Here is a 12499-nt window from a genome sequence, read left to right on the forward strand (position 1 = left end):
TAGAGGAGTATCTTATGAAGAGTTTGCTGGGGCATGTATCGATACAGATGATTGAGACGATTTTGGAGAATGCGTTTGAGTGGCTTGTGGTCGTGGATGATACCGGCAGGATCATTTACATGAACCGGAGTTATTGTGAGTTTCTCGAGGTGGACAGAGACCAGGCGATCGGCACCCATGTGACTGAGGTCATTGAAAATACCAGGATGCACTTTGTGGCAATGAGTGGAAAGGAGGAAATCGCGGATCTCCAGTACATCAAAGGCAATTATATGATTGCCAACCGGATCCCGATTGTGGTCAATGGCCAGGTTGCGGGCGCTTTCGGATCAGTTTTTTTTCGTGATACAAGCGAATGGAAACAGATGAGCTCCCATGTGAAAAACCTGCTGTCCAAGATGCAAAGTTACATACAGGATATTGATAATGGAGCTAAATACACGTTAATGGATATATACGGTGGAAGCAGGAGCCTTGAGGAATTGAAACAAAAGGTGCAGACGATCGCACCAAGTGATATTTCGGTTCTCATCAGAGGGGAAAGCGGGACAGGGAAGGAATTATTTGCCCACAGCATTCATCAGTTGAGTGAGAGGAGCCAGCAGCCTTTTATCAAAGTGAATTGTGCCGCGATACCTGAACAGCTTCTTGAATCGGAATTGTTCGGATATGAAGAAGGGGCATTCACAGGTGCACGGAAAGGCGGAAAGAAGGGGAAGTTCCAGCTGGCCGACAAAGGCACCTTATTTCTTGATGAGATTGGTGACATGCCCTTGAATATGCAGGCCAAGCTGCTCCGCGTCCTGCAGGATGGTGAGGTCGAACCGGTCGGGGCAACGGAAACAGAGCAGGTGGATGTGCGGATCATTGCCGCAACCAACCGCCCGCTGGAGAAGATGATAGAAGAGAAGCGGTTTCGGGAAGATCTCTATTACCGGATCAATGTCATTCCATTCAGTGTCCCGGCGCTAAGGGAGAGGGGGGAAGACATTCCTGCTCTCGCTAGGAAGTTCATGGACAGATCTGCTGAAAAATCGGGAAAACGATTGAAGGGGCTGGAGCCGGAAGTACTGGAAATCTTTTATCGGTACAGCTGGCCGGGAAATATTCGTGAGCTTGAGAATGTGATCGAGGCGTCCACTTACTTCACCTCGGACGAGAGGATCACAGTGGAATCCCTCCCGGCTTATATCAAAGGAGACAATTCCTATAATTTTGATGAAAAATCATTAAAGGAAATTTTAGAAGAAACGGAGAAAAAGGTAATTATCGAAACATTGAAAAAGCACAGTGACAGGCGGTCTGCTGCAAAAGCTCTGGGGATCAGCAAATCGAGCTTATATGAAAAAATAAATAAATATCAAATCGAGTAAGGTGTCCGGAATTCTGGAAAGGTGTCCAGTTTTTCGGACGCCTTCTTTTTATTAGGGTAAGAGTGAATATTTTATAAAAACGCTTATATAACTGTCCGGATATCTGGACAGCGGGACAAGCCGAAATGAGCTAATTCAAGGAACGAAAAGTTGGCACGCTTCTTGCATTAAGGAAAGTGAGAATCATTTTTTTACAAGAAAGGAGTTGTTCAGCATAAAAAAATCTACAGCCGGGCTGTCGAAGCGATTGATGGAATAAGGGATGGGATGCCCCTGGCAGTTGGGGAGGGCGGTCTTGCCGGCATTCCGGAACGTCCCTGATTTTAAAAAGGGCAAAGTAATTGACGATCATATTAACTAACTGGGGAGCGGATGACTGGGGCAGAGCCTTCTTCTTCCAGAAGCAAAAGGAAGATCCAAACTGGATGGTCCCGGGTAAGTTGATCAAAGTTAGGGGAGACGCCATGGACCTGGTTCATGGGCGAGAAAGGGCATTGACATATGAAACATATTTTCAAAAAAGGGTCGCCTAAAATTGTAAGCGGTTGCAGTCTGTCGTTAACAGGGAAAGGCATGGTTGACCAGATTACCCTGAAAGGATGTGAGAGAAAACGGCCTAAAGCTTGTTGAGGTGTTTGATAAGCTTTCGGTGGAGGATGTTGCTGCCTCGACCGGACCAAAGCAGAATGTGCTTCAAATGAAATCATAATTTTTCATTAAAAGGACAAAGGGGGAACTGTCATGTTGAGCATGATTGGTTTAATCGGGGGACTAATTTTATAAATTGTATTGACGATGCGGGGGATAAATATCCTTATCGTCGGGCCGATTTCGGCTTTGTTTGTTACTGTACTCAGCGGATTGCCGTTGTTTCCGCAGCTTGTAGGGGAAGGGGAAGCCAACCTGGTCGGAAGCTATATGTCCGGGTTTACGGGGTTCATAGCCTCTTGGTATCTGATGTTCCTGCTTGGTGCCGTGTTCGGCAAGGTGATGGAAGACAGCGGGGCAGCTGATAGTGTATCACGCTTTGTTGTCGATAAATTAGGAATGAAATTTGCCGTTTTTGCCATCGTGATTGCCTGTGCGGTGCTGACTTATGGCGGTGTGAGTTTGTTCGTGGTTGCCTTCTCGGTCTACCCGATGGCTTTGAGCCTTTTCAAACAGGCTGATCTGCCGCGGCGTTTCATACCGGCCGCATTGGCATTTGGTTCGGTTACGTTCACGATGACGTCCGCCGGGTCGCCGGAAATCCAGAACTGGATCCCGATAGATTATCTGGGAACAAGTCCTTATGCCGGATGGGAAGTGAGCTTGATTGTTGCGGTCTTTATGGCGGTTTTCGGCTACTGGTGGTTAAGACGGATGATCAACAAGGCCGTGGCGAAAGGGGAAAGGTTCGAAGCACGCGAGGAGGACCCTGTCATTGATGGTAACAGGCAGCTTCCGAACCCATTGATGGGGCTGATTCCATTACTGATCGTCCTGGCAGTGGCGTACATTTTCCATGATTCCTTACAACAATCTGCGCTGATCATTGCGCTCCTGGGCGGGGTGATTACTGCTTATCTATTAAACCGCAAGTTTTTCAAAGGGTTTTGGGGAGCGGTTTCCGAGGGTACAATTGGAGCATTGATCGCCATTGGTAACACAGCAGCTGTAGTTGGTTTCGGCGGTGTCGCAAAGGCGGTGCCGGCATTTGATACCGCAGTCGACGTCATGACGAATATTCCAGGTTCTCCATTGATTGGGGGAGCGATTGCAGTCAGTGTCATTGCCGGCATGACAGGGTCTGCTTCGGGAGGCCAGGCAATTGCCCTGCCGATTTTAGCTCCTCATTACATGGATATGGGTGTCAATCCGGAAGCCCTTCACCGTACAGTAGCGATATCTTCCGGTGCATTGGATTCACTGCCTCATAACGGGTATGTGGTGACAACGATCCGGTCCATCTGTAATGAGTCCCATGCTGCCGCATATGGGGCTGTCGGGGCTGTCACGGTGATTGTTCCGTTGATCGGATTGGCAATTGCGATCCTATTATTTTCGTTAGGTGTTGGAATTTAATTTTTCTAGAGGGCCTGGCTGCTTAGGGATGCTTGTTCCTTGGCAGCCGGCTGCTGAAGGAGTGTTTTTTATGGTGAAAAATAAGGTTGTCCTGATTACGGGAGCCGCTCAAGGGATTGGCTATGAGGTTGCCAGGGATTTTGCTGAGCAGGGTGCGAAGGTCGTCCTGGCGGATTTGCAGGAGGACAAAGTGATAGAATCGGCTGAGAAGTTGAAGGACTTGGGGCATTCAGCCATTGGGGTCAAGTGTGATGTCACCTCTGAACAGGAGATTGCCGCGGCGGTCGGGGCAGCTGTCGAGGTGTTTGGAGGGCTCGATATCCTGATCAATAATGCGGGCCTCCAGTATGTTTCCGATATCGAAGACTTTCCTACTGAAAAATTCGAGCTTCTTATAAAAGTGATGCTGACGGCTCCTTTCGTTGCGATTAAACATGCATTGCCGATCATGAAGAAGCAGGGGTTCGGCCGGATCATCAATATCGCTTCCATCAACGGGTTGATCGGGTTTGCCGGCAAAGCTGCGTACAACTCTGCGAAGCATGGAGTGATCGGGTTGACGAAGGTCGCGGCTTTGGAAGCAGCCGAGCATGGGGTGACGGTGAATGCGGTTTGTCCTGGATACGTCGATACTCCGCTGGTCCGCAACCAGCTTGGCGATCTGGCGAAGACCCGCGGTATTGAAATTGAGAAGGTGTTGGAAGATGTGATCTATCCACTCGTCCCGCAGAAGAGGCTGTTGTCTGTGAAAGAAATCTCCGAATATACGATTTTCCTTTGCGGGGAAGGTGCGAGGGGAGTCACCGGGCAGGCGGTCGTGCTAGATGGCGGATATACCGTTCAATAAAAGAAGGAATATGGTGCTTTACCACATTAACGCGCTGAGGGACAGTCCCCCAGCGCGTTAATGCTTTAAAGTGGTGAAGGAATTCTCGTGAATACTCCAAGTGATTCCGGGTATTAGGTAAGGGGAGAAGAATATTAAAGGAGTGAGCGGGATGAAGCCCTATTTACGTTTTGGAGCGATGGTGGCAACGTCGACCATTGTCATGTTCTTATTTAAATACTTAAGCACCTATAAGGTCGACCATATCTTTTTTAGTGAAACAAGGGCCTATATGGCCTTGTTAATGGGGGCCACCATGGCCGTCATCATGCTGGCCTTCATGACTCATATGCTGAAAAATAAGAAGGCAAACATCGGGATTGTCGCCGGGAGCATCCTGGTGTTTGGCGTGTCGTTGTTCCTTCTGCGCAGCCAGACACTGGTGGATGACCAGGATTATATGGAAGCCATGATTCCACACCATTCCATTGCGATTTTAACAAGTGAACGAGCGCAAATCGACGACCCGCGGGTGAAGCAGCTTTCTACTGAAATCATCGAGGCACAGCAGGAAGAAATTGCAGAGATGAAGAATTTGATAGAGGACCTTGAAGAGAAGGAAGACGAGGAATAACCTCTTCTAAATGCCCCCTTGCGTTTGAAAGCAACTCGTTCGGTTGAGAGGGAGAAAAAGCCTATTTGCTGGTGTTTTTGCGGATTAAAATTTGCAGGCTGTTTTGAAGTGTATTATGAATGAAAATTGCACAAAAAAGAGGAGCTGCCAACGACCTTGCAGCTCCTCACTTCTATTATGCGTTATTTAATTAAGCCCCAGATCGGTTGAACAGCCGGTTTCCCGTTAAACTTTGCATTCTTCAGCAATGAAATCAGGTTCTTTGCTAATTGAGGTGTATAGAGGGAAAAATTCCCCTTAATTAGCAAATAGTATTGAAAACAGCTTAAATAGAGGGAGAAATTCCTCTTATTTGACTCAAAAAACGTGAAGATAGACAGATTTGCTTTGAATAAAGGGAAAAACTCCCCTTATTTTCCGCAAAAACCACATCTACTCTACATCTAACGGTAAAATCTCCCCTTATTTTTCTATCACTCGTTATTCCCCTTCATCTTCCCATCTAGTGTATCTGGCACTAACGAATCCGCCGACAAATTTGTAACATAAAATGCAGACCAGTTTGCAACACCACATAAATTTTTGCGGTAGTGCAAATTGGCCTGCAAGTCAGTATGCAACAATAAGCGAAAAAACTTCAAAAACATTGGTATGCCGATACAAAATGCTATGCAAATTGTACCGCAAATTAACTTTCAATTTATTGGTTTTTCCCTCTGTACTGAACGGGTTGCGTTTGAAAGCAAGGGGGCATTTTTTTGAAAAAATGGTTAATAACAACTCACCGGGGTATATACCAAACAAGGTACAATCTTCTCCAGCTATTTCTTTAGAGAATACGTTCTACTAAAAAATAAGGAGGTGTACAGTTATGGCACAAGATGTATTATGTGAAGTGAATAACTGTGTGTACAATCGAGATGGCCGGAAATGCACGGCTGACCAGATTTTCGTATCCAGCCATGCGGGCAGTAAACCAAGAAAAAGCGAAGAAACGGATTGCCAGACTTTTGAACCTGAAGCTTAATATAACGTTGAGGATAGACAGCGGGAATCCCGCTGTCTATCTTTATGACCTGACACTTTAGCGCTTTAAAGGAGTCGGGGACTGTCCCCGACTCCTTTAAAGCGCTAAAGCACTGACTTTCATAGTCTACGAGACGGGCACTGTGTGAAGCATGAATTTAGCGTGTTTTGGTAATAATCACAGTTGTTCAGTCCATTTTTTTGCTTCGCGGGAGGGACATCTGTATCAATGCAAACGTTTGCATGATATAATCAGCTTGGCAGTTTAATAAAAGGAGAGACACAATTCATGAGTAAACAATGGTGGAAAGAAGCAGTTGTCTATCAAATCTATCCTCGAAGTTTCAAAGATTCCGATGGTGATGGAATTGGCGACATCAATGGAATCATCTCGAAACTGGATTACTTGAAGGAGCTTGGCATTGACGTCATTTGGTTATCACCGGTTTATCAGTCTCCAAATGATGATAACGGGTATGATATCAGTGACTACCGGGGTATCATGGATGAATTCGGAACGATGGCTGACTGGGACCGTCTTTTAGAAGAAATGCATAGGCGCGGCCAGAAGCTGATCATGGATCTTGTCGTGAACCATAGTTCAGACGAGCATGCGTGGTTTGCGGAATCCAGAAAGTCACCAGACAATCCTTATCGTGATTACTACATCTGGAGAGAAGGAAAAGATGGGAAAGAACCGAACAACTGGGAGTCTTGCTTCAGCGGCTCGGCGTGGCAGTATGATGAGCAGTCGGGTGAATATTTCCTTCATTTATTCAGCAAAAAGCAGCCGGATCTAAATTGGGAGAATCCAAAATTGCGTGAAGAAGTTTACGATATGATGAGATATTGGCTGGATAAAGGGATTGACGGTTTCCGTATGGATGTCATCAACTTCATCTCGAAAGTGGACGGCCTGCCGGACGCTGAACTTCCTGAAGGGCGTAACTATGCTCCAGGCGGGCAGTACTATATGAACGGACCCAAAATTCATGACTACCTGCAGGAAATGCATGACAAGGCACTATCAGGCTATGATGTCATGACAGTCGGGGAAATGCCGGGAGTTGATGTGGATGAAGCCAAGCTTTATACTTCTGAAGCCAGGAAAGAAGTGAACATGATATTCCAATTCGAACATGTGGACCTTGATTCAGGTCCCGGCGGTAAATGGGATCTCCGTCCAATGAGGATGCCCGACCTCCGCGGCAGTTTTACAAAGTGGCAAAAAGGGTTAGAGCAGGCAGGCTGGAACAGCTTGTACCTGAATAACCATGACCAGCCGCGTATGGTTTCGCGTTTTGGGAATGACAAAGAGTACCGTGTGGTATCAGCGAAAATGCTGGCTACCTTCCTTCATACGTTGAAAGGGACTCCGTATATTTACCAAGGGGAAGAACTGGGGATGACGAATGTCCGTTTCAATTCAATCGATGATTACAAAGATATTGAGATCCTGAACATGTACCGGGAAAAAGTGGTTGAAAACGGTGAGGATCACGACAAAGTTATGGAATCCATCTATGTAAAAGGTCGTGACAACGCACGTACGCCAATTCAATGGGATGACAGCGAGCATGGGGGTTTTACTACAGGAACGCCTTGGATCCAGGTTAACCCGAATTACAAGGAAATCAATGCAAAGCAGGCATCAGCGGATCCTGACTCTGTCTTCCATTACTATAAAAAATTGATCGAGCTGCGCAAAGAAAACCCAATCATGGTTTACGGGTCTTATGATCTCTTGATGCCGGACCACGAAAAGATCTACGCCTATGTGAGAGAGTATGAAGGACAGAAGATGATCGTCATGCTCAACTTCTCAGGCGGCATACCAGAATTCCGGCTGCCGGCAGAACTGGAAAGCGGCCGCAAAGAACTGCTCATCAGCAACTATGAGGTGGACAGCAGCCAAGATATTAAGAATGTGGAACTTCGCCCATACGAAGCACGCGTGTATTTAGTGCATTAAATGAATAGCAAAGACCCAAAGAGGTGTATCCGCTATTGCGGATGCATCTCTTTGTTTAGTCCTTTAAAGCGCTAAGAGGGACAGTCCCTCTTAGCGCTTTAAAGGGGTGAAGTGGAATGCCGTCCTAGAAAGTTTCGCTGGCTGCTATCCCGGGAAGAGGATAGAAGACACTCAAATAGGAGGAATTCTTAATGAGCAAAACGATCTTCATCACCGGAGCAGGAAGCGGCTTGGCGCGTGGAGCAGCACTAGGGCTTGCCAAGAAAGGCCACCGCATCATAGCGACGACAGAAATAACTCCCCAAAAAACGGACCTTTTAAGGGAGGCAGAGAGTCAGGGATTGGATATGGAAGTATTCAAGCTTGATATCACCAACCCGCGTGACCGTGCGCAGATTGAAGAATATGACTTTGATATATTCGTAGCGAATGCGGCAATCAACGAAGGAGGACCGCTGGCAGAAGTGCCGATGGACCGGTTTCGTGCCCTTTTCGAGGTGAATGTTTTTGCGACGCTTGAAAGCGTTCAGATCGCAGCGCAAAAGTTCATGAAAAAGAAAAGCGGGAAGATCATCTTCATGAGTTCGATGGCCGGAATCTCTGCCACTCCATATGTCGGCCCCTATACAGCTACCAAACATGCGGTTGAAGGAATTGCCCAGACGTTAAGGAATGAACTGGAAGAGTTCAACGTGCAGGTAGCGACCATCAATCCGGGAGCATTCGAAACAGGCTTCAATAAACGGAGTGCCGAGGAAATATGGAAATGGTTCGATGACGATAAAAACCTGACGCCGAAAGGGTCGATAAAAGAAATGCATAAAGGGTTGGAGGACCAATTCGATCCTGAAGATATGATTCAGAAAATGATTGAAATCATCCCAGCCGACCACCATAAGTTCCGTACAGTGTATCCCCAGGAAACCGAGGAACAGTTGAAGAAAACCCAGAAAGAGCGCTGGGATATGGAAATCTGATCTATTATCCAAACGTTTGACTATCACCAAAGACTTCCTGCAAAGGGAGTCTTTTTTGTGTATCCTTTAGTCCTTTAAAGCGGCGGGGGACAGTCCCCCGCCGCTTTAAAGGACTAAAGGCATGAGGGGATTTCCTTGCAAAATTCTTATTGCTCTTTTGGACAAGCTGAGTAAAAATAGACGGGTAAAGATTGCAAGTTTTAGAGATTAACCCCTACGGGAAAGGAAATAACAGACCATAGATATGAATGGGACATAAAGGAGTGTTATATGGAGAACTGGCTGACTGAGATTATAAACAGTTTTGGGTACGGAGGTATTTTCCTTTTGATTGCCTTGGAGAATATTTTTCCGCCCATTCCTTCTGAAGTGATTTTGACGTTTGGCGGTTTTGTAACGACGACATCCGAGTTGACGATTTGGGGGGCGGTCATTGCCTCGACTTTGGGATCCGTGATTGGTGCGATGGTTTTGTATGGGCTTGGTTTGCAGCTCGATGTTGAGCGGATGGAGAAAATCGTGGACAGATGGGGGCATGTTCTCCGTCTGAGCAGGGAAGATATCCGTAAAGCGGATGCATGGTTTGATAAGTATGGGTATTGGTCTGTCTTTTTCTGCCGGTTTGTTCCGCTGATCAGAAGCTTGATTTCGATTCCGGCGGGGATGTCCAATATGAAATTCGTTCCGTTTCTTATTTTTACAACGGCTGGCACGCTCATCTGGAACACGGTCCTGGTGAATCTGGGTGCACAGGTAGGTGAGTCATGGGAAGATATTGTGGGATACATGGACATCTACTCAAACATCGCTTATGCCGTGATTGCACTGCTCGTAATCGTGTTCCTTGTTTATTTCTTTAAAAAGAAGAGGAAAAAGTAAGTGGGGCTTTAGCGCTTTAAAGCAACCGGGGACTGTCCCCCGGCGCTTTAAAGCATTAAAGTAAATAGATCCAAAAGCCGTGCTGTTCTATTTCTGAGCAGCACGGCTTTTGTTACGGCCTCACACTTCATGTCCAGTCAAAGATCGATGAAATTCCCCTTAACAGATACCAAAGAATCCGGAATGGCAGGACAATCAGCTCCGGCACCCAAATCAATACATCCCCGATAACATCCCAAAATGTGTAGGTGCCTTCTGCTCTTTTTCTTTGCCTGCGTTCCCTCCTCTTGTTGATAAACATCAGCATCTCCCCAAGCTTTTGATTGATTTTAAACACCTATCTTCTACTGTATATTCTACCTTATTATGGAATTTATCGTCAAAGAAAACCGGGTGGTGCCAGGCACGCCCCGGTTTATGTCAGATGGATTTTACCTATTTTCAGTTAATTTAATTGACAATTTCTCCAATTTGAAATATTATCTAATTTAAAACCGACAGAGTTGGTTGGAATAGTAGAGATTAGGTGAGTGAAGGAGAGAGGATATATGAAGTATGGTTTTTGGTTACCGATCTTTGGAGGATGGCTGCGCAATGTTGAGGATGAAAACATGCCGGCCACTTATGAATATGCCGAAAAGGTTGCCACATCAGCGGAAAAGTGGGGGTATTCCACAACGTTGATCGCGGAACTTTATTTAAATGATATAAAAGGCCAATCAGAAGATTCATTAGAAGCTTGGACTACAGCTGCTGCACTTGCGGCGGTGACGGATAAACTTGAAATCATGACTGCAATCCGCCCTGGTTTCCATAATCCAGCCATTACAGCAAAAATGGCAGCCAACATCGATCAACTGAGCAAAGGGCGTTTCACCTTGAACGTTGTTTCTGCCTGGTGGGCGGAGGAAGCCCGTCAATATGGCGGTGTATTCACCGAGCACGATGAACGTTACGACCGGACACAGGAATTTATCGATGTGCTAAAAGGACTTTGGACAGAAGACTCCTTCTCTTATGACGGGAAATTTTATCAGTTGGAAAACACCAAGTTATTCCCGAAACCGGTTCAAAGACCGAATCCAATTCTTTATGCCGGCGGTGAAAGTGAAAAAGGAAAAACCACCATCGTTGAAAAATGTGATGCTTATGTAATGCACGGCGGGACAGTGGAAGAAATTCAAGCAAAAGTAGCGGATATGAAATCCAGAAGAGAAAAGACAAGGAATCCGGATTTGAGTTCATTCGGTATGGCTGCCTATATCATCTGCCGCGATACAGAAGAGGAAGCGGTGGATGAACTGGCAAGAATCACGGATGTGAAAGAATCGGATGCTTACTCTGGCTTTAAGGACTTCACAAGTAAATCCCAGCTTGAACAGCAGGTTCAGTTGCAGGATTACTCTGTATCCAACCGGGGCCTTCGTCCAAATTTGGTCGGAACTCCAGAGCAGATAGCAGATAGAATCCTGGAATATGAGAATGCCGGACTGGACTTGCTGCTCCTTCAATTCTCACCGCAGCTTGAAGAGATGGAACGCTTTGCAAAACAGGTTATGCCTTTGGTAGAGGAAAAAAGAAAAACAGCAGAGGGAGTGCTTACGGTTGAGTAAAATCTATGTAATCCATGAAAACAGCGAGTGGACGGTTCACCTGACAAATCGATTGGAAGAGCTGGGACTGCCTTACGAGGAATGGCACCTGAGTGAAGGGACGCTGGATCTTTCACAGGAACCGCCGGAAGGCATTTTTTACAGCAGGATGAGTGCTTCTTCCCATACAAGAGGCAACCGCTTTGCGGCTGAATATACTGGACAGGTACTGGCATGGCTTGAGGCCCATGGACGGAAAGTGGTGAACGGCAGCCGTGCGCTTGAACTTGAGGTCAGCAAGGTGAAACAGTATCTTGAACTGAGCAAGCATGGGGTGCCGACACCGAAAACAGTCGCTGCAGTAGGGAGAGAACAAATCCTGAAAGCGGCAGAAGCCTTTGAAGGTAAACCGTTCATCACGAAACATAACCGTGCCGGAAAAGGCCTGGGAGTGCAGTTATTCCAAACTATTGAGAGTCTCAGAAACTACGTCGATGGACCGGCGTTTGAAGAGCCGGTTGATGGAGTGACACTGATTCAGGAGTACATTCAAGCGCCGGAAAGCTTCATCACACGCTGTGAATTTGTCGGCGGCAAGTTCATCTACGCAGTCAGAGTCGATACATCGGAAGGATTCGAACTCTGCCCGGCTGATGCCTGCTCAATCGGTGATCTGTTCTGCCCGGTTGGCGAAGAGCAGCCTGAAGAAAAGCCGAAGTTCCAAATCATTGACGGATTCCAGGATCCTATTTTACAAAAATACGAGAACGTTCTGGCAGCCAATGATATTCAGGTGGCCGGGATTGAGTTCATCTATGATCAAGAAGGCAAAATTTACACCTATGACATTAATACCAATACCAACTACAATTCCGATGCGGAGGCAAGAGCTGACAAATATGGAATGCTGGAACTGGCCATGTTCCTTGCCCAGGGATTGCAGAAGCTGGATGAAAAAGAGCAAGTTACTGCGATATAGGAAAAACCCTTATGTTCCAATTGTTTCTGCAGAAGCAAAGAATGAAAATATGTCCAAAAAGAGGCACGCTGAATTTGCGGTGCCTCTTTATATTGGATATAATCCATGAATTAGTGAAGAAACAGAATACCGTAACAATAGCAAGGAACTACAACAATTATCATTGTTCAAAGTAAA

General features: G+C 46.3%; 12 protein-coding genes. 11 read left to right on the forward strand and 1 reads right to left on the reverse strand.

Annotated features, from left to right (window positions below):
- The first annotated feature begins 14 nt into the window (after positions 1-14).
- The 9 genes from AC4E8A_RS03690 to AC4E8A_RS03730 all read left to right on the forward strand — a co-directional run bounded on the left by AC4E8A_RS03690 (position 15) and on the right by AC4E8A_RS03730 (position 9751).
- Positions 15-1373: a sigma-54 interaction domain-containing protein gene (locus tag AC4E8A_RS03690; RefSeq protein ID WP_490196877.1), complete on the forward strand. Its 1359-nt coding sequence runs from the start codon at positions 15-17 to the stop codon at positions 1371-1373.
- Positions 1374-1714: 341 nt separating this feature from the next.
- Complete coding sequence (locus tag AC4E8A_RS03695) at positions 1715-1906, forward strand: hypothetical protein (protein ID WP_490196878.1); 192 nt, start codon at positions 1715-1717, stop codon at positions 1904-1906.
- A gap of 262 nt (positions 1907-2168) precedes the next feature.
- Entirely contained in the window at positions 2169-3437 is a 1269-nt protein-coding gene (locus tag AC4E8A_RS03700) for a GntP family permease (RefSeq protein WP_490196880.1), read from the forward strand.
- Between the two features lie 70 nt (positions 3438-3507).
- On the forward strand, positions 3508-4284 hold the full coding sequence (locus tag AC4E8A_RS03705) for a 3-hydroxybutyrate dehydrogenase (protein WP_490196882.1): 777 nt from the start codon (positions 3508-3510) through the stop codon (positions 4282-4284).
- 151 nt (positions 4285-4435) lie between these two features.
- Positions 4436-4897: a DUF305 domain-containing protein gene (locus AC4E8A_RS03710; RefSeq protein ID WP_490196883.1), complete on the forward strand. Its 462-nt coding sequence runs from the start codon at positions 4436-4438 to the stop codon at positions 4895-4897.
- A gap of 871 nt (positions 4898-5768) precedes the next feature.
- Positions 5769-5924, forward strand: coding sequence for a DUF1540 domain-containing protein (locus AC4E8A_RS03715; protein WP_490196885.1), 156 nt, complete (start codon positions 5769-5771; stop codon positions 5922-5924).
- A gap of 288 nt (positions 5925-6212) precedes the next feature.
- Positions 6213-7895 carry a glycoside hydrolase family 13 protein gene (locus AC4E8A_RS03720; RefSeq protein WP_490196887.1) on the forward strand — a complete coding sequence of 561 codons (1683 nt, stop codon included), beginning with the start codon at positions 6213-6215 and terminating at the stop codon, positions 7893-7895.
- 191 nt (positions 7896-8086) lie between these two features.
- Positions 8087-8872 carry an SDR family oxidoreductase gene (locus AC4E8A_RS03725; RefSeq protein WP_490196889.1) on the forward strand — a complete coding sequence of 262 codons (786 nt, stop codon included), beginning with the start codon at positions 8087-8089 and terminating at the stop codon, positions 8870-8872.
- A 270-nt stretch (positions 8873-9142) separates the two neighbouring features.
- The gene (locus AC4E8A_RS03730) at positions 9143-9751 is read left to right on the forward strand and encodes a DedA family protein (protein WP_490196890.1); all 609 of its coding nucleotides are present in this window, start codon (positions 9143-9145) and stop codon (positions 9749-9751) included.
- 127 nt (positions 9752-9878) lie between these two features.
- Here the strand turns inward: AC4E8A_RS03730 and AC4E8A_RS03735 are convergent, their stop codons facing one another.
- Complete coding sequence (locus AC4E8A_RS03735; RefSeq protein WP_490196892.1) at positions 9879-10088, reverse strand: hypothetical protein; 210 nt, start codon at positions 10086-10088, stop codon at positions 9879-9881.
- 211 nt (positions 10089-10299) lie between these two features.
- Between AC4E8A_RS03735 and AC4E8A_RS03740 the strand changes: the two genes are divergently transcribed.
- The gene (locus AC4E8A_RS03740; RefSeq protein ID WP_490196894.1) at positions 10300-11364 is read left to right on the forward strand and encodes an LLM class flavin-dependent oxidoreductase; all 1065 of its coding nucleotides are present in this window, start codon (positions 10300-10302) and stop codon (positions 11362-11364) included.
- Entirely contained in the window at positions 11357-12322 is a 966-nt protein-coding gene (locus AC4E8A_RS03745) for an ATP-grasp domain-containing protein (protein WP_490196896.1), read from the forward strand. Before AC4E8A_RS03740 ends, AC4E8A_RS03745 begins: the two co-directional genes overlap by 8 nt.
- Positions 12323-12499 lie beyond the last annotated feature (177 nt).

The sequence above is a fragment of the Bacillus sp. SRL337 genome, assembly GCF_984799155.1.